The organism is Spirosoma areae, assembly GCF_054781775.1.
In genome coordinates this window covers 224608-241548 of the sequence record NZ_BAAGTT010000040.1, presented here as the reverse complement: position 1 = coordinate 241548, position 16941 = coordinate 224608, and the positions used below count along the sequence as shown (strand labels likewise).

16 protein-coding genes are annotated in these 16941 nt (G+C 50.9%); 8 read left to right on the top strand and 8 right to left on the bottom strand.

The annotated features are described in order from the left end of the window. The first annotated feature begins 42 nt into the window (after positions 1 to 42). Positions 43 to 1635: a gamma-glutamyltransferase gene (gene ggt / locus ACYVI1_RS24550; RefSeq protein WP_460913795.1), complete on the top strand. Its 1593-nt coding sequence runs from the start codon at positions 43 to 45 to the stop codon at positions 1633 to 1635. A 203-nt stretch (positions 1636 to 1838) separates the two neighbouring features. On the opposite strand, the gene ACYVI1_RS24545 is transcribed toward ggt, so the two are convergent. Beyond that, positions 1839 to 2237, bottom strand: coding sequence for a T9SS type A sorting domain-containing protein (locus ACYVI1_RS24545; protein WP_460913497.1), 399 nt, complete (start codon positions 2235 to 2237; stop codon positions 1839 to 1841). A gap of 210 nt (positions 2238 to 2447) precedes the next feature. On the opposite strand from ACYVI1_RS24545, the gene pgeF reads away from it, so the two are divergent. Both pgeF and ACYVI1_RS24535 read left to right on the top strand, forming a co-directional pair. Beyond that, positions 2448 to 3218, top strand: a complete 771-nt coding sequence (gene pgeF, locus ACYVI1_RS24540; RefSeq protein WP_460913496.1) for a peptidoglycan editing factor PgeF — start codon at positions 2448 to 2450, stop codon at positions 3216 to 3218. A gap of 72 nt (positions 3219 to 3290) precedes the next feature. Further along, on the top strand, positions 3291 to 3533 hold the full coding sequence (locus tag ACYVI1_RS24535; RefSeq protein ID WP_460913495.1) for a GlsB/YeaQ/YmgE family stress response membrane protein: 243 nt from the start codon (positions 3291 to 3293) through the stop codon (positions 3531 to 3533). Between the two features lie 122 nt (positions 3534 to 3655). Here ACYVI1_RS24535 and ACYVI1_RS24530 read toward each other — a convergent pair whose 3' ends face one another. Then, entirely contained in the window at positions 3656 to 4795 is a 1140-nt protein-coding gene (locus ACYVI1_RS24530) for an acyl-CoA dehydrogenase family protein (RefSeq protein ID WP_460913494.1), read from the bottom strand. Positions 4796 to 5157: 362 nt separating this feature from the next. Here ACYVI1_RS24530 and ACYVI1_RS24525 point away from each other — a divergent pair, with 362 nt between their 5' ends. Continuing rightward, complete coding sequence (locus ACYVI1_RS24525) at positions 5158 to 6492, top strand: UDP-glucose dehydrogenase family protein (RefSeq protein WP_460913493.1); 1335 nt, start codon at positions 5158 to 5160, stop codon at positions 6490 to 6492. Positions 6493 to 6573: 81 nt separating this feature from the next. Continuing rightward, positions 6574 to 7554 (top strand): UDP-glucuronic acid decarboxylase family protein, encoded by a 981-nt coding sequence (locus ACYVI1_RS24520; protein WP_460913492.1) that lies wholly within the window; start codon positions 6574 to 6576, stop codon positions 7552 to 7554. A 180-nt stretch (positions 7555 to 7734) separates the two neighbouring features. On the opposite strand, the gene nspC is transcribed toward ACYVI1_RS24520, so the two are convergent. The 5 genes from nspC to ACYVI1_RS24495 all read right to left on the bottom strand — a co-directional run bounded on the left by nspC (position 7735) and on the right by ACYVI1_RS24495 (position 12333). Beyond that, a complete protein-coding gene (gene nspC / locus ACYVI1_RS24515) occupies positions 7735 to 8895 on the bottom strand; it encodes a carboxynorspermidine decarboxylase (protein ID WP_460913491.1) in 1161 nt (386 codons plus the stop codon). A 17-nt stretch (positions 8896 to 8912) separates the two neighbouring features. Beyond that, positions 8913 to 9356: an energy transducer TonB gene (locus ACYVI1_RS24510; RefSeq protein WP_460913490.1), complete on the bottom strand. Its 444-nt coding sequence runs from the start codon at positions 9354 to 9356 to the stop codon at positions 8913 to 8915. A 29-nt stretch (positions 9357 to 9385) separates the two neighbouring features. Further along, a complete protein-coding gene (locus ACYVI1_RS24505) occupies positions 9386 to 10213 on the bottom strand; it encodes an energy transducer TonB (RefSeq protein ID WP_460913489.1) in 828 nt (275 codons plus the stop codon). A gap of 57 nt (positions 10214 to 10270) precedes the next feature. Then, the gene (locus tag ACYVI1_RS24500) at positions 10271 to 11062 is read right to left on the bottom strand and encodes a hypothetical protein (protein ID WP_460913488.1); all 792 of its coding nucleotides are present in this window, start codon (positions 11060 to 11062) and stop codon (positions 10271 to 10273) included. A 62-nt stretch (positions 11063 to 11124) separates the two neighbouring features. Further along, a complete protein-coding gene (locus ACYVI1_RS24495; RefSeq protein ID WP_460913487.1) occupies positions 11125 to 12333 on the bottom strand; it encodes a saccharopine dehydrogenase family protein in 1209 nt (402 codons plus the stop codon). Positions 12334 to 12527: 194 nt separating this feature from the next. Between ACYVI1_RS24495 and ACYVI1_RS24490 the strand changes: the two genes are divergently transcribed. Further along, on the top strand, positions 12528 to 12959 hold the full coding sequence (locus ACYVI1_RS24490; protein WP_460913486.1) for a WapI family immunity protein: 432 nt from the start codon (positions 12528 to 12530) through the stop codon (positions 12957 to 12959). Between the two features lie 359 nt (positions 12960 to 13318). After that, positions 13319 to 13939: a TetR/AcrR family transcriptional regulator gene (locus ACYVI1_RS24485; protein ID WP_460913794.1), complete on the top strand. Its 621-nt coding sequence runs from the start codon at positions 13319 to 13321 to the stop codon at positions 13937 to 13939. A gap of 49 nt (positions 13940 to 13988) precedes the next feature. On the opposite strand, the gene ACYVI1_RS24480 is transcribed toward ACYVI1_RS24485, so the two are convergent. Further along, positions 13989 to 15284 carry an aminopeptidase P N-terminal domain-containing protein gene (locus tag ACYVI1_RS24480; protein WP_460913485.1) on the bottom strand — a complete coding sequence of 432 codons (1296 nt, stop codon included), beginning with the start codon at positions 15282 to 15284 and terminating at the stop codon, positions 13989 to 13991. Positions 15285 to 15415: 131 nt separating this feature from the next. Between ACYVI1_RS24480 and ACYVI1_RS24475 the strand changes: the two genes are divergently transcribed. Then, a complete protein-coding gene (locus ACYVI1_RS24475) occupies positions 15416 to 16939 on the top strand; it encodes a S8 family serine peptidase (protein ID WP_460913484.1) in 1524 nt (507 codons plus the stop codon). The last annotated feature ends 2 nt before the right edge of the window (positions 16940 to 16941 follow it).

Genomic DNA, 16941 nt, shown 5'->3' with positions numbered 1-16941 from the left:
GATCGGCTGAGTGGTAAAACCTTTGCGACGCGGGCGGTCGTTATGGCCCGGCATGGTATGGCCTGCACATCGCACCCACTGTCGACGCAGGCCGCCATCGACGTGCTCCGGTCAGGTGGCAATGCCATCGATGCTGCCATTGCGGCTAATGCAATGGAAGGGGTGGTAGAACCGCACATGAACGGCATCGGGGGCGATTTGTTTGCCATTGTCTGGGATGCCAAAACCAAAAAACTTTACGGGCTGAATGCATCGGGCCGGTCGCCGTATAGCCTGACACTGGCCGAGTTTCAGAAACGGGGACTGACGCACATCCCGTCGTATGGCCCCCTGCCTGTGTCGGTGCCGGGCTGTGTGGATGGCTGGTTTGAACTTCATAAACGGTTTGGCCGGACGCCCATGCCCAAAATTCTTGCTCATGCCATCCGCTACGCCCGCGAGGGCTATCCCGTCCACGATGAAGCTGCCTTTTACTGGGCCAGCATGATTAACCGCTTTAGCAAGTATCCGAACGTAAAGGAAACCTACGCGCCCACCGGAACAGCGCCCAAACGGGGCGACCTGTTCCAAAATCCAGCCCTGGCCAATACGCTCGAAAAAATTGCAGCCGGTGGCCGCGATGCGTTCTATAAAGGCGACATTGCCCGCACCATCGACGCATTCATGAAAAAAATGGGCGGCTACCTCAGTGCGAAAGATTTAGCTGATCATACCTCCGACTGGGTTGAACCGGTCTCGACCAATTACCGGGGCTACGATGTGTGGGAGTTGCCGCCCAACGGCCAGGGTATTGCTGCGTTGCAGATGCTGAACATTCTGGAAGGATATGATTTCTCGCAAACGCCCTGGGGAAGCCCCGAACACATTCATCGGTTTGTGGAAGCCAAAAAACTGGCCTTTGAGGACCGAGCCAAATATTATGCCGACCCGGCATTCGCCAAAATTCCGGTTCGGGAATTGATTTCAAAACCCTATGCAGCCGAACGACGTAAACTCATCGACCCCAGCCGGGCTGCCAGCCGGGTGGACGCGGGCAATCCGGCACTCAAACAGGGCGATACCATCTTTCTTACTGTTGCCGATGAGGAAGGTAATATGGTCTCGCTGATTCAGAGCAACTACCGGGGCTTTGGCTCTGGCATGGTGCCCGACGGCCTGGGGTTTATGTTCCAGGACCGGGGCGAACTCTACAGCCTGACCGATGGGCAAAATAATACCTACGCCCCCCATAAACGACCTTTTCAGACCATCATACCCGCTTTTATAACGAAAGACGGAGCCCCCTTTATGAGTTTTGGGGTGATGGGCGGTAGTTTTCAGCCGCTGGGTCATGTCCAGATTATTATGAACATGATTGACTTTGGCATGAACCCGCAGGAGGCAGGCGACGCACCCCGGATCGACCATCAGGGGTCGTCGGAGCCAACGGGCGAGAAAATGATGGATTCGGGCATAATTACGCTGGAGTCTGGCTATCCCTACGAAACCATCCGTGCGCTAATGCTAAACGATCACAAAGTAGGTTATGAACTTGGCCTCTACGGCGGTTATCAGGCCATTATGTACGATGCCAAAAACAAAGTTTATCACGGTGCCACCGATTCCCGCAAAGACGGCCAGGCTGCGGGATTTTAAACTCCCCGGCTTGCGTCCGGGGTTATTGTAATGGGGGTGGGCCGCCGGAGCGGTGGAAACCCGCAATCATAAATGAACAATCGAGGGTTTCTACCGCTCCGGCGACCCACCCCCATTACAAAAGGCAAACCCCCGCTACTGATTGCCAGTAGCGGGGGTTTTGTTAGAGGTGAATGATGGTGGGCCTTGCCCATATGGTCTGATTAATTGAGGGCTACAATGCGATTGGGCGTAGCAGGCTGGTTGGTAGCGATGGTCACGTTATGTGTGGTCGTATCAACCCCGTTCGTAATCTCTAAAGAATAAACGCCGTCTTCCAGGTCGCTCAGGTTTAACCGGACGCGGGTCATCTGATCTTTTTTGCCCAGATGCTGGCTGTACAGCACTTTGCCCGATGCATCTTTCAGGCGAATATCGACGGTACCGCCGGTTGTTTTGTCGAGAGCGATAGCCAGTTTACCAGATACAGTCGAGTAGATCCCGGTTTTAAAGGTAGACACAGTCGCCGGGCGACCAATGGGATTCACATCAGCGAAGGTGGCCGAGGTAGTAGCAAAACCTAAAGAAAGAGCTAAAGCGAGTGATTTGACAAGCGTTTTCATGATTTTATGTGTTTGTTTTTAGTTTAAAAGCTGCCGGGGTCTTCCCGGTTGGTGAAACAAAGATATAGGCGTTAGTTGGTACTATGTAATGCAAACTACTGGAACGGTCGATTCATTGGATGAATGGCGGGAAACTAAGGATAGCCGAGGAAACGGTTAGTTGGATTGTAGTGCGTTACGTTGCAAATTTGACTAACCAATAAGTTTTGTATGCCCATAACTGCTGCCTCCGGGCGTGTTTCTTTCCAGACGCCGGCTCTATTCTCGCCCTTTCCGAACCTGATTGCTGCCGAAAGTACCCGGCATGGGGGCGTTAGCCCGGCTCCATATGCCTCGCTTAACCTGGGCATCAATACTGCCGACGACCCGGCAAATGTGGACGAAAATCGGCGTCGTTTCTTTGAGGCCATTGGTGCAACACCTTTTCAACTGGCTTCTTCGCATCAGGTTCATGGTGTCGAAATCCTGTATGCGACCCAGCCGGGGCGGTTTGATGGCTACGACGCGCTCATCACCAACCAGCCGGGCCTGCTCGTTGGTGTAACCGTTGCCGACTGCGTGCCGATCCTGATCTATGACCAGGCGAATCAGGCTGTAGCCGCTATCCATGCAGGCTGGCGCGGAACCGTTGGCGGCCTTGTGGTGAAAACACTCAGAGCTATGCAGCAACAATTTGGCACATCGGCAGCCGATTGCTATGCCTACATTGGCACTTGTATTGATGAATGCTCGTTTGAGGTCGGCCCCGACGTAGCTGAGCAGTTTGCACCGGTTTTTAAACGCGACAACCTACGCAGCGGAAAGAGTTATATTGACCTGAAAGCGGCTGCTAAGCAGCCTTTAAGCGACTTCGGAGTTCCAGAAGGGCAGATAACCGTGTCCCCATTTTCAACGGTTATTAACCAGGAAGATTACTTCTCCTATCGCGCTGAGAAAGGCCAAACCGGGCGGATGCTGGTAGTGATTGGCCTAAAAATTTAAACAATAATTACTTAAGTCTCGTTAGGTATTTGTTTTTCACTTACACATCTTTTTACTCAACAGTTAATAGCCATGGGAATCTTAGTATCAATTCTGGTAGGTGCAGTGGCCGGATGGTTGGCTGACCTCGTCTTCAAACGGTTTTCGTTTTCGTTGTTCGCCGAAATACTACTTGGTATTGCCGGTGGATTTGTTGGTGGCTGGTTTTTTGGCCGCGATGGCGGTATAGTTGATCAAATCCTGACGGCTTTCGTTGGGGCTGTTATCATTCTTGGTATTGCCGCACTGATCAAAGGCGCACGCCGGACGGTGTAAAATAAAAGAGAAAGGGCCGGGCTACCGGAGCGGGAAGGAGCTGAAAGAGAAAGGGGAACGCTTGTTTTGTTCCTGTCTCCCTTTCATTCCCCTCCCGCTCCGGTAGCCCGGCCCTTTCTCTTTTATTTCAATATCTGTCGCGAGATAACTACTTTCTGGATTTCGCTTGTTCCCTCGCCAATGGTACACAGTTTGGCATCGCGGTAGAATTTCTCGACCGGAAAATCCTTTATGTAGCCATACCCTCCAAAAATCTGAACCGCTTCGTTCGCTACCCGCACGGCGGTTTCCGACGCAAACAATTTTGCCATCGCCGATTCTTTCGTGACCGCTTTCCCGGCATCTTTCATATCGGCAGCCTGATAAACCAAAAGTTTTGACGCTTCAATATCTGTAGCCATATCGGCTAATTTGAAGCTGATTCCCTGAAAGTTAGCAATGGGCTGGCCAAACTGTTCCCGCTCTTTGGCATACGCCAGGGCCGCATCATAGGCCCCATAGGCAATACCCAAACTCAGGGCCGCAATCGAAATTCGACCCCCATCGAGCACTTTCAGCGATTGAATGAATCCATCACCCACATTGCCAAGCCGCTGACTGTCGGGAATCCGGCAATCCTGAAACAGCATCTCGGCGGTTTCGGAGGCCCGCATCCCCAGCTTATCTTCCTTGCGTCCACCCAAAAAGCCGGGCGTGCCCCGCTCAACCACAAAAGCCGTTGCATTGCGGGCGGTATTGGGTTCGTTGGTGCGGGCTATCACAACGGCAACATGGCCACTTTTGCCGTGCGTAATAAAGTTTTTAGCGCCATTCAGCACCCAGTTATCCCCCTCCCGAACAGCCGTTGTTCGCATATTACCCGCGTCGGAACCCGTGTTTGGCTCAGTTAGGCCCCAGGCGCCGAGCCATTCGCCGGTAGCCAGCCGGGGTAAGTACGTTTGCTTTTGATGGTCATTGCCAAACAGCAGAATATGGTTGGTGCAGAGTGAGTTGTGGGCGGCCATCGACAAACCAACCGAACCGTCCACGCGGGATAATTCAACAATTGCTGTCACATACTCCCGGTAGCCCAGTCCAGCTCCACCGTATTCTGCCGGCACCAGCACACCCATTAGCCCCTGTTCGCCCAACTGCCGGAACAAATCGGCCGGGAAGTGCTGATCTTCGTCCCACTGCCGAAGAGTGGGACGAATAAGCCGTTCGCTCAGGTCACGTACCGATTGCGCTATTAATTCTTGATTTTCTACAATTTCGTTTGTCATATGAAGTAGTTCCCGATTACGGGAATGAACAATAATTTAAGAAATAATACGGAATATTCCTCATTTTTTATGCCGAATATGATCTGCGGCCTTTCCAGGGCTTATAAAGCACAAATGGCCTCTACTCTTCGTCATTGCCCAGGTTTTTCTTTATTGTAGGCAGCGATTTTAACCTGTTAGTCATTGAATCCGGGTGCAAATTCATGGAACCTGCGGCTACATACGTACACTACCGCTTACTCACTATTGTTCATGGGTTGTAGGGTACTATTAAAAAATTCCTATTTTTGTGTCCTGGAGTAAATTAGGACGTCTATATACAGTAGTAAACAAATTGTCAAACTTTAGCTGAACAGTTTTATATGAAATTAGCCGTTGTTGGAACCGGATATGTAGGTCTTGTTACCGGTACTTGTTTTGCCGAGACGGGCAACCAGGTAACATGTGTTGATATTGATGAACGTAAAGTTGAAAAACTCAGAAACGGCATTGTGCCTATCTACGAACCAGGGCTGGAAACATTGTTCCACCGGAATGTTGAAGAGGGGCGGTTGTCATTCACCACTGACCTCGAAGAGGGTATCAAAGGAGCCGAAGTTATCTTTCTGGCCCTGCCTACCCCTCCGGGTGAAAATGGCTCGGCCGACCTGAAATACATCCTGAAGGTTGCCAGCGATCTGGGGCCTATTTTGAGCCAGTACGCCGTTATTGTCGATAAAAGTACTGTTCCAGTTGGCACTGCCGAGAAAGTTCACGCGCATATTGCCGACAACGCCAAAGTTGATTTCGACGTTGTATCGAATCCTGAATTTTTGCGGGAAGGGGTGGCCGTCGAAGATTTCATGAAGCCTGACCGGGTCGTGATCGGGACCAAATCAGACCGGGCTAAGGGCGTTATGAACCGACTCTATGCACCGCTGGTTCGGCAGGGGAACCCCGTTATTTTCATGGACGAACGGTCGGCAGAAATGACCAAATATGCCGCTAACGCCTTCTTAGCCACCAAAATCACGTTCATGAACGAGATTGCCAACCTCTGCGAACGGGCTGGCGCCAACGTCGATGATATTCGCCGGGGTATTGGCACCGACAGCCGCATTGGCAAGCGATTCCTATTTGCAGGAATCGGTTATGGTGGTAGCTGCTTCCCAAAAGATGTTCAGGCACTGGCTAAAACCGCTGAAGATTTTGATTACGATTTCAAAGTACTGAAATCGGTGATGGCCGTTAACTACGAGCAGAAGACTAAGCTTATTCCCTTGATTCTTGACTATTTCGGGGGTGACCTGAAAGGAAAAACCATCGCTGTCTGGGGGCTGGCCTTTAAACCTTATACCGACGATATTCGGGAAGCCCCCGCTTTAGACAACATTCGTGCCCTGCTCGATGCCGGTGCGAAAGTTACGGTGTATGACCCCGAAGCAATGGATAATGTGCGGGAGCAACTTGGTAATGCCGTTACGTATGCCCATACTCAGTATGCCGTTCTGGACGATGCCGATGCGCTGGTGATCATTACGGAGTGGCCGCTGTTCCGTACCCCCGATTTCGACAAAATGAATCTGCTGCTAAAAAATAAAGTTATTTTCGATGGCCGAAACGTGTACGAACTCGATCAGATGCGGGAGCAGAATTATACCTATTACAGCGTAGGCCGCGAGCCGGTTCTGGCTCCGGTTGAGCAAACTGTTAAATAATGTATAATGAACAATGAGTACTGTATAAGGCCGCTGAGGCCGGTAAAATCATTATGCATTACTCAGTATACATTCAACTAAATGAAACGAGTTTTAATCACCGGCGGGGCCGGATTTCTGGGGTCGCATTTGTGCGACAGGTTTATTAAAGAAGGCTATCACGTGATAGCCATGGACAACCTCATAACGGGCGACATCCGCAACATCGAACACCTGACTCATCTGCCCAATTTTGAATTCGCTCACCACGATGTATCCAAATTCATCCATGTTAAGGGCGATCTGGATTACATTCTGCACTTTGCCTCACCGGCCAGCCCGATTGACTACCTGAAAATCCCGATTCAAACGCTGAAAGTGGGTTCGTTGGGTATTCATAACTGCCTGGGTCTGGCGCGGGTGAAAAATGCACGAGTGCTGATTGCCTCTACTTCAGAGGTGTATGGCGACCCAACCGTTCATCCGCAACCCGAAGAGTACTGGGGAAATGTGAACCCGATTGGGCCGCGCGGTGTGTATGACGAAGCCAAGCGGTTTCAGGAAGCCATTACCATGGCCTACCATACCCATCACGGCCTGGAAACGCGCATCGTCCGGATTTTCAATACCTACGGCCCCCGTATGCGCCTGAATGATGGTCGTGTACTGCCCGCCTTTATTGGCCAGGCACTGCGTGGCGAAGACCTGACTGTTTTTGGCGATGGCAGCCAGACGCGCTCGTTCTGCTATGTGGATGATTTGGTCGAAGGCATCTACCGCCTGTTGCTGAGCGATTATGCCTATCCGGTCAATATTGGCAATCCATCGGAGATTACAATTAAAGAATTCGGCGAAGAGATTATCAAGCTCACCGGCACGACGCAGAAATTAGTGCTCAAAGATTTGCCTAAAGACGACCCCAAGCAACGTCAGCCCGACATTACCAAAGCAAAGGCGCTGTTGGATTGGGAGCCGAAAGTGGCGCGGGCCGAGGGACTTCGGATAACGTATGACTACTTTAAGAGTTTGCCCAAAGAAGAACTCTATAAGGCAGCCTACCACCGGGAGTTTGTTAAGAATTAATACCATTAACTATAGTAATATTCATAAAAATACGTAAATTTACTTTCGTAACTGCCTTGTGCAGTACACCTTTAGCTGTCAAAAAAAACCTGCGAACCATCTTGTACGCAGGTTTTTTGTTTGTGTTGTAGTGACATATTACCACCAGGTTTCAACCCGGTGGTAATATGTCACACTTTACTAACTCAACCGATCCTTAAAACTTTCGTAGCCGTAGGTTCTAACCAACTGAAAGGACTCATTTTCTTTCCAGATGCCAATGCCCGGCAGGTTTACGCCATTGAACGTCGTGGTCTTCACCATCGTGTAATGAATCATATCTTCGAACACAAGCTTATCACCAATTTCAAGTGGTTTATCGAACGAGTAATCGCCTATGAAATCACCGGCAAGGCAGGTCATGCCGCCTAAGCGATAAGTTGGTTTTCCGGCAACGGGTTCGTGGTAAGAACCCGTGATACGCGGTTTGTAAGGCATTTCGAGCGTGTCGGGCATGTGAGCCGCAAACGACGTATCCAGAATAGCTACCTCAATGCCCTGACTGGTAAGCACATCCAGAACGCTCGATACCAGCACGCCCGTTTGCCAGGCAATGGCCGAACCTGGTTCCAGAATCACATCGACATCATATTTCTGCCGGAATGCCTTGAGCAGTCCAGTCAGGTGGTTCGTGTCATAGCCTTCGCGGGTCATCAAATGCCCACCGCCAAAATTTACCCACCTGGCCTGGTGGAGCAGATCACTAAACCGGCTTTCGAGGGCGTCGAGGGTTCGTTCGAGGGTGAACGAATCGTTTTCGCACAGGGTGTGAAAATGAATCCCCTCCAGCCCCTCGGGCAACTGGTCGGGTAGTTGGTCGCGGGTGACGCCCAGGCGGGAACCCGGCACGCAGGGATTATACATGTCCGTGGCCACTTCCGAGTATTGCGGATTGACCCGAATGCCGCACGACACCCGCCCAACCGCCCGACTTCGGAACCGTTCCCACTGGCTCCACGAGTTGAAAGTCAGGTGGCTGCTAAGACTCACAACCTCATCGAACTCATCCAGGCGGTAGGCGGGCAGGTAGCTGTGGGCTTTCACACCCATGTATTCGTTGACGAGTTTGATTTCGTTGAGCGAACTGGCGGTTGCTCCACTTAGGTACTCGCGCACCAGCGGAAACGCGCTGTACATCGAAAAACCTTTCAGGGCAAGAATAATCGTAACGCCAGCCGCCTGCTGTACTGAATCAATCAGTTTCAAATTTCGGCGGAGTTTAGCTTCTTCCAGTACAAAGCAGGGCGACGGGACAGTCGGTCCGGCGGTTCGGTTGAGGTTTTGCAGTAAGGTCGTATCCATGCCGCAAAGGTATGAAACTAACGCCTTTTAGCTTCCTCATAAGCTATTCCAAAAAGCACAGGCAAATGGAATTTAACCCGTAATAATTTGCCTGACTGGCTACCGGGCGTCCAGCGGGGCATAGCTCTTACTACCCGAATCGCTTCTTCATCACAGCCATAACCAATTCCTTTCACTAATTGAATATAGGTTATACTACCATCTAACTCCACAACAAAAGACATCAGTACCCGGTCTTTCACGCTCGCTTTTCTCGCTTCAGGTGGATAATGTACATTCGTCAGCAGGTACTTCTTCATGGCATCAAAGCCACCTGGAAATACCGGCTGTTGCTCAACGACTGTGTAAATGGTGGTGTCGGTTTTCTGGGCGAAACCAACTGTCGTGAGTAGCAATAACCAGAAAGTAGTTACCAACATGCCAGAGAGATCACGATGACAAAAGAAAAAGGATGTTTGCATAGAAAGCGATGATTTTTGAGGACGTTTTTTTACTCCAGTGTAAATGAAATCGGCAAATTATACGTCACCCGAACGGCCCGGTCCGATTGTTTGCCGGGTTTCCAGCGGGGCATCTTTTGTATCACCCGAATGGCTTCTTCGTCGCAGCCAAACCCAATTCCTTTTAGCACCTGAATATCGGCCAGGCTTCCGTCCGTATTCACCACGAAATGGACAAATACCCGGCCCGAAATACCCGCCGATGCTGCTGTTCCGGGGTATTTCAGGGTACTCCTCAGAAATGCCCGCAGGGCCTCCATTCCCCCAGGGTATTCGGGCTGCTGCTCGACCAGTATGAATACTCCTTCAGTTTTAGGCTCAGCCTCAACGGCTATTTCCCGAAGCGTTGGAGTGGTTGTTTCGGGAGGGAGAATAATATCCATCTCTCCGGTGCCGTCGGTGGTTTGGTTGCTGGGTGCCGCGTCTTTTAATTCGTCAACCGTGGCTACCGGCATCTCTTCGGGAGCATCCATCACGACAACAGGCATCAAATAACGAGCCGTTGGTTGGGCAACCGGCATTGGTACCGGAGACAGGGCTACCGGCATTTCTTCAATGGGTGGTTCGGGCAGTTTCAGCAATTCCGTTTCAACCATTACCTGGTTATGTGGAAACGGGTTGGCTGGAAAAAGACGGGCGTAGATCGTGGGCACCGACAGGCCCAGCAAGAACAAACCGACGCCCAGCCCTAAAGCACGGGTGAGCGTCGGTCGATAGTGTCGGCGCAGGTCGAAAGCGCCGTAGGCTCGGTGGCGAGCCTGAAAAATTAGGTCGTCGTAACTTAACGCAACGGTTTCGGACGTAGTAGAGCGAAGCATGGCCGTAGGTGGTTTTACCACACAGATGCCCGTTCTGGCCCAATTCCACAACGGCCACTACAACGTGTCGTACTGCTGTACTAAGGTCACTGCATCATTTTCGGTTTTAAACCCAAGTTTGTCGGCAAATGATTTCAGCGCATCACTCTTGTCATCGAGGGCATCCAGCAACGACCGTTTTGAGAGTTTCACTTTCGTTATCGTCTGGTCGGATTTGAGAATGTAGTAGACGTTTGCATCGGCGAACGAATCATAGCGAATGCCACTGGAATAAGCAGCCTTGTAATCCGCATTTTGGATCGACTTGGTTACCCGCTTCAGCAGGGCTGTTTTGCCTTCATACAACACCAGAAAATACCCTCCATTTAGTGGTGGCTCGTTGGTTTTGAGCGTCGTATACCGCCTGAACAGGTATTCCTGACCGTCGGCATTGGCCAACCGAAACTGGTTCACGGTTTGCCGGTCGATGATGATGGAGTCATTGCCTTGTTTGGGCCGAAGCAGAATCAACTCCTGACGATGGGAGTCAAACTTAATGGGTACGTTGGTGAACCGACGACCATTGAGCAGTTCGATTTGCCCGTTCGACCAGTTTGGCAAAAAATAGGGTGTTCCGCGAAGCCCTTCATACCGCGTATCGACCCGCCAGATAAGCGGAGCCGTGCCACTGCCATTGAGGGCATTCAGGCGGAGGTTCATCTCGGGGTCCGCCATGGCGTCGGGGCTGCCGAGGTGCTGATTGGGTGCGGTCTTCGGTTTATTGGCCACCAGCGTTGTCGATGCCGGGGGTGTCTGGCCAGCCGCTAACCGGCTGATGGTCAGCAAGAATAAACACAACGTGAGTCGCATAGGCGTACAGAGTTAATTTCCTGTTTGTTAGTATACTAAGGTACAAAACAAACGGGAAACAATTAATATTCGTGTGGCAGGGGCACATTCACGCGCTCGTTGACGGGCAGGCCCTGTTTATTCATTTGTTCGATGAACGGATCGGGGTCCAGTTCTTCGCAGTTCCAGACGCCGGGTTTCAGCCAGACGCCGGTCAGGATGAGCATGGCGCCGATCATAGCCGGTACCCCCGTCGTATAGCTAACGGCCTGCCCGCGCACTTCGCGGTAGGTTTCGGCATGATCGCAGTTGTTCCAGATAAAATACGTCCGGTCTTCGCCGTCTTTTACGCCTTTAATCTGGCAGCCAATGCTGGTTTGGCCGGTATAGTTTTCGCCCAGCGAATCGGGAGCGGGCAACACGGCTTTCAGAAATTCGAGCGGTATGATGTCCATACCGTTAAACTTAACCGGGTCGATGCGCGTCATGCCCACGTTTTGAAGCACGTCTAAATGAGTTAGATACGCCTGGCCAAAGGTCATCCAGAACCGGGCGCGCTTCAGCGTTGGGAAGTGCTTAACCAACGATTCCAACTCTTCGTGGTAGAGTACATACGACTCGCGGGGGCCAATGCCGGGGTACTCGATGGGTTTGTGAAGGCTCATCGCCGGAATTTCAACCCACTCACCGTTTTCCCAGTAGCGACCCGGCTGCGTAATTTCCCGAATGTTGATTTCAGGGTTAAAATTGGTGGCAAAGGCTTTCCCGTGATTACCGGCATTGCAGTCTACAATGTCCAAATAATCCATTCGGTCGAAATAATGCTTCTGGGCGTAGGCCGTAAACACCTGCGTAGCGCCGGGGTCGAAGCCGCACCCGAGCAAGGCCATCAGGCCAGCCTGCTCAAATCGTTCTTTATAGGCCCACTGCCAGCTATATTCAAATTTGGCAACGTCTTTTGGTTCGTAATTGGCCGTATCCATGTAATGCACACCGGCTTCCAGGCAGGCGTCCATAATGGGCAGGTCCTGGTAGGGCAGGGCTACATTAATGACCAGCACGGGGTTGACCAACCGAATCAGGGCAACCATGTCGGCCACAACATCGGCATCTACCTGCGCGGTCTGAATCGTTACACCGTGCATTGCCTGAATTTCGGCCGCAATCCGGTCGCATTTTGACTGGGTACGGCTGGCCAGCATAATATTCGTAAAGATCGTGCTGTTCATCGCGCATTTATGCGCCACAACGCTACCTACGCCACCGGCTCCGATAATGAGCACATTCGCCATTTAGCTGAATTTATTGGTTTATGGTTCTTTCTGGTCGCAAAGATAGAGAAAGTCAGCAAGTCGGTCAGGATTTCGAGTGCCTGGTCTGTTTTCTTAACGATTTGATTAAATCGGTGACAGATTAGTCTGATTTTACTAAATACTTAGTATATTTGTTAAGTAGACAATCCCTAATACACCTAACGTACTGACTCATGAAATTTAGCTCTTCCTCTGGCTCATTTGAGTTAGCCATCGTCGGCTACGGTACAACCACCACTTCCTGGCGCGACCGTAACCGGTTGCAGTGCAAGCTTTCTACCTTCTGGCGGCAAAAGACCGACACGCAGTCGGCGCCCCTGCAAACCTGGGAAATCAACCGCTTGTTGAGCGGGCTTCGTTCACTTTGGGATAAAGCGACCAATCGCATCATGCTGACCTTTTCAGAGCCGGGTTTGAGTGTAGAGGCTGTGGCTTTGCCGGATAATAACTACCGGCTGCATATTCAATTAGGCGACTCGCTGACGCCATCCTGGCATGATTACCCTGATTTCCCGCTGGAAATGGATATTCTTGTCAGTCACAATCAGCTACGGGACGCCATACAGGATCTGTCGGGTGAACTGGCCAGTTACCCCGAGCGGTAAGTGAGCGTATTGTTGGCTTTCGTTGGGCTTTCAATTCTTGTAAATACACTATATGTCAGTACGTTAGTTAACGGCGAAGTATATCTGTTGCCAGCATTGGTTAATCAGTTCCCGGCTCTGTATCTGCCTAAATCACATTATAGCGCTTGCTATATGGTAGTTAGTAAATTATTACTACAATAATTTTTATTATTTTGTTGTGACTATTATTTGATTACGTGAGTCCTAATAACCATATTTGTGTTTACCGTAAATTTGTTGTCAAATTCAGGAGGCTATAAAATTTACCGTATAATAAACATCCTCTAAACAAAAAATTACGCAATCGTATGAAAGTCGTTAAGCGCAGAAATCGCCAGATGACCATGGAGCGCATATTGCGCGCTATGGGTGACGTTATGGCTGAGCGGGGTACCGAAAAAGCTGGTATTAATGCTGTTGCTGAGCAGGCCGGTGTCAATAAAGTACTTATTTACCGCTACTTCGGTGGCTGGAATGGTTTGCTGGAAGCTTATGTGCAACGCGGGTTTTTCCTGTCGATGTTCAATGAAAAATTTCTGGACTCTGTGCCAGACAGTTTGACCCCCGAAAACCGCAGCAAAGCGTGGTCAGAATATACCATTCAGTTTATGCGGGAGTTTCGTACCCGTAAACCGTCGCAGGAGTTGATTCGGTGGGAAATGACCCATGGCGAAACCGAACTGGCTCGTCGGCTGGCCGATTTCCGGGATCAGTCGTACAAAAATATGGTGAGCAAATTGGCTCCCTACGCTGATTTCGATCCCATCGCCATTACGAGCCTGATGGTGGCCGCTGTTACGAATATAGTACTAACGAGCGGCCAGCGTGATCACATCGGCGATATTGACCTCCGCTCCGACGCGGGTTGGGAACGTTTGGAAACGGCCATCCGCCGGATTTATTCCAGTCTGAACATCGCCCTTGAACGCGAAAACAACAAGAAAGCCGAAGCTGTTTAATGTAGTTGGTTGTTTGCACCCGCCTATGGCGAGTGCAAACAACAACGCGCTATCTGTTCATTAACGCTTCAATCTCGTCAGCTTCGAGCGGGATATTTGCCATCAGGTCCACATTGCCCGTTTCGGTAAGCAGCACATTGTTCTCAAGGCGAATGCCGAGTTTTTCCTCACGTATATAGATGCCCGGCTCAACGGTGAATACCATGCCCGGCTCCATTTTCCGATATTTATTGCCTACATCGTGAACATCGAGGCCCAGAAAATGCGACGTGCCGTGCATAAAATATTTTTTGTACAGCGGTGCGTCAGGGTCCTGGCTGTCAACATCATGGCGATTGAGGAGACCGAGTCCAACTAATTCCGATTCCATTACTTTACCGACTTCCCGGTGGTACTCATCCCACAGATTACCGGGGCGAAGCATCAGTCTGGCTTCGTTCAGTACCCGCAGGACTGCATCATATACCGCCCGCTGGCGTTGCGTGAAGCGCCCATTTACGGGGACAGATCGAGTCATGTCGGCGTTGTAGTTGGCATACTCAGCGCCAATATCGAGTAGAAGAACGTCGCCATCCCGGCATTGCTGGCTGTTGTCAATATAGTGCAAAACGCAGGCATTGGCACCCGATGCAATAATGGGTGAATAGGCCGTCCCCCGCGACCGGTGGCGCAGGAATTCATGCATCATTTCGGCCTCGATTTCATATTCCCAAACGCCGGGTTTAATAAACCCCAGCAACCGCCGGAACATCTTGTCCGTCGTGTCGATGGCCGTCTGAATAAGGGGTATCTCCTGCGGCTGTTTGATGGCCCGCAAGGCGTGCATGAGCGGAGCAAGTCGTTCCAACTGATGCAGCGGATAGGCTTGTTTGAAGGCTTCGACATACCGGGCATCACGCGATTGTACTGCTGAACCAGCGCGGGTATGCTCGTTGGTGTTCAGATACACGAAATCGGCTTCAAAGACCATCTGCCCAAATACCTGCTCAAACTGATGCGTCCAGTAAATCTGCTTTTGGGGTAGCCCCGTTGTCTGTTCAGCTTCGGCTTTGGTGAGTTTGTGGCCTTCCCAGATTTCAATCTGTTCATTTGTTTCCCGCAAAAACAACACTTCGCGAAATTTCGGATCGGGATGGTCGGGAAACAACACGAACAGCGTCTCTTCCTGATCAACACCCGTCAGATAGAATAAATCGTTATTTTGCCGAAATGCCATCGTGCCGTCGGCATTGGTTGGCATGATGTCGTTGGCATTCACCACCACCAGTGACTTTGGTTTCAATAGCGTAGTGAGTCGCTGGCGGTTTACAACGAAAAGCTGAGGGTCGATTGGTAAATAACGCATATACCGGGTCTTTGCAAGGTTTCTGATTAATTTTGCAAAGAAACTCAAATATTAGTTATTGGTTATTGAGTTATTCGTATTGATGCAGTGACTAATAGCTTACTAACCAATTTAGCCTGAACTGATAAATCATGATACTTCGATTAACGGCTTTGCTTTGCCTATTGGCTCACTGCATACAGGCTCAGCCTAAATACTGGGTTTTGCTTCAGGGCAAAGACAACTTATCCGTTCCGGCCCTGTCGCCGAACGCTATTGCCCAGCGGCAAATGCTGGGTTTGCCGATCGATGAGACCGACCAACCCGTATCGGTTGCCTACATAAGTCAGCTAAAGCAAGCGAGCGTTGAGCCAATCTGCCAGTCGCGCTGGCTCAATGCGGTATCTGCCCGGCTAACGGTCCAGCAGTATGCTCAGGTGTTGGCGATGCCCTTTGTCAGGAGCATTCAGCCCATCGATCCAGCCATCATCATCACCTCGCTTAATGTACCCGCGAATCCGCAGTTGGCGCCGGTTATGACCCAGATTCAGGCAATTGATTTCGCTCAGGCGGGACTTACGGGGCGTTTCGTTACCATCGGGGTCATCGATGCAGGGTTTTTTGGGGCCGATTCGGCCAATGCGCTCAGGCATGTGTTTGCCCGGCAAGGGGTGAAGCAGGTGCGTGATTATGTCAATAATAAAAAAACGAAGGGTAAGCTGTTTCGGACGCTTGAAACCATGTCTGATTTTCATGGTACCGAAGTGCTGGCCGCCATTGCGGGCAGTGATACGACTGAAAATATACAGTATGGTCTGGCCACCGACGCGACGTTTTACCTGGCCCGCACCGACCAGGGAAACCGCGAGTACCGGGGCGAAGAGGATAACTGGGTTGCGGCTATGGAATGGATGGACAGCCTCGGTGTTCGGCTGATCAATACGTCGCTGGGGTATGCCCGTGGAATGAGCAATCCGAAAGAAAATTACGAACCCCGCCAGATGGATGGGCATACGAGTCTGATTAGCCGCGCGGCCCAGATTGCCGCCGACAGAAAAGGCATTTTACTGATTGTTTCGGCGGGCAACGAAGGTGATGACCGTTCGTGGCGCATCATCAGCACGCCCGCCGATGCACAGGGTGTGATGGCCATTGGCGCCACCAACGCCCGACTCTGGAATCGAATTGGGTATAGTAGCATCGGTCCTGAAAATCTCCCTTACTTAAAGCCGAACGTGTCCTGTTTTTCGCTCTACGGCACCTCGCTGTCGGCACCGGTCATTACCGGTTTTGCGGCCTGTATTATGCAGGCGAATCCAAAACTGACGAACAAAGAAGTGATGGCCATTATCGAAAAGTCGTCGCATCTATATCCTTACGGCAATAATTATGTGGGCTATGGGGTTCCGCAGGCCAGACGCGCGCTGGCCTTAGTCCGCAGGCAGGAGGGAGAAGCTACGGCCCGTTTGGTGAAAGCGACCGGTAAAATGCTGATACTCCCCGTTGAAACAAGTGAAGCGATGGTATCAGTGTTTCATAAAAAAGATAGTACGCACGTGTTGCAGCAGGAAGCCGTCAAAGTCAGTAACGGTAAGCTGACACTGCGTCGGGCAGCCGATGAAAAGCAGACCACCATCGACCTAAAGAAAGAAGTTATAGAAGTGGTCTGGGAATAAAA

Bases quoted from the DNA above. Each gene is read 5' to 3' on its own strand.
- ggt (WP_460913795.1), top strand. From the start codon at position 43: ATGGCCCGGCATGGTATGGCCTGCACATCGCACCCACTGTCGACGCAG.
- ACYVI1_RS24545 (WP_460913497.1), bottom strand. From the start codon at position 2,237: ATGAAAACGCTTGTCAAATCACTCGCTTTAGCTCTTTCTTTAGGTTTT.
- pgeF (WP_460913496.1), top strand. From the start codon at position 2,448: ATGCCCATAACTGCTGCCTCCGGGCGTGTTTCTTTCCAGACGCCGGCT.
- ACYVI1_RS24535 (WP_460913495.1), top strand. From the start codon at position 3,291: ATGGGAATCTTAGTATCAATTCTGGTAGGTGCAGTGGCCGGATGGTTG.
- ACYVI1_RS24530 (WP_460913494.1), bottom strand. From the start codon at position 4,795: ATGACAAACGAAATTGTAGAAAATCAAGAATTAATAGCGCAATCGGTA.
- ACYVI1_RS24525 (WP_460913493.1), top strand. From the start codon at position 5,158: ATGAAATTAGCCGTTGTTGGAACCGGATATGTAGGTCTTGTTACCGGT.
- ACYVI1_RS24520 (WP_460913492.1), top strand. From the start codon at position 6,574: ATGAAACGAGTTTTAATCACCGGCGGGGCCGGATTTCTGGGGTCGCAT.
- nspC (WP_460913491.1), bottom strand. From the start codon at position 8,895: ATGGATACGACCTTACTGCAAAACCTCAACCGAACCGCCGGACCGACT.
- ACYVI1_RS24510 (WP_460913490.1), bottom strand. From the start codon at position 9,356: ATGCAAACATCCTTTTTCTTTTGTCATCGTGATCTCTCTGGCATGTTG.
- ACYVI1_RS24505 (WP_460913489.1), bottom strand. From the start codon at position 10,213: ATGCTTCGCTCTACTACGTCCGAAACCGTTGCGTTAAGTTACGACGAC.
- ACYVI1_RS24500 (WP_460913488.1), bottom strand. From the start codon at position 11,062: ATGCGACTCACGTTGTGTTTATTCTTGCTGACCATCAGCCGGTTAGCG.
- ACYVI1_RS24495 (WP_460913487.1), bottom strand. From the start codon at position 12,333: ATGGCGAATGTGCTCATTATCGGAGCCGGTGGCGTAGGTAGCGTTGTG.
- ACYVI1_RS24490 (WP_460913486.1), top strand. From the start codon at position 12,528: ATGAAATTTAGCTCTTCCTCTGGCTCATTTGAGTTAGCCATCGTCGGC.
- ACYVI1_RS24485 (WP_460913794.1), top strand. From the start codon at position 13,319: ATGACCATGGAGCGCATATTGCGCGCTATGGGTGACGTTATGGCTGAG.
- ACYVI1_RS24480 (WP_460913485.1), bottom strand. From the start codon at position 15,284: ATGCGTTATTTACCAATCGACCCTCAGCTTTTCGTTGTAAACCGCCAG.
- ACYVI1_RS24475 (WP_460913484.1), top strand. From the start codon at position 15,416: ATGATACTTCGATTAACGGCTTTGCTTTGCCTATTGGCTCACTGCATA.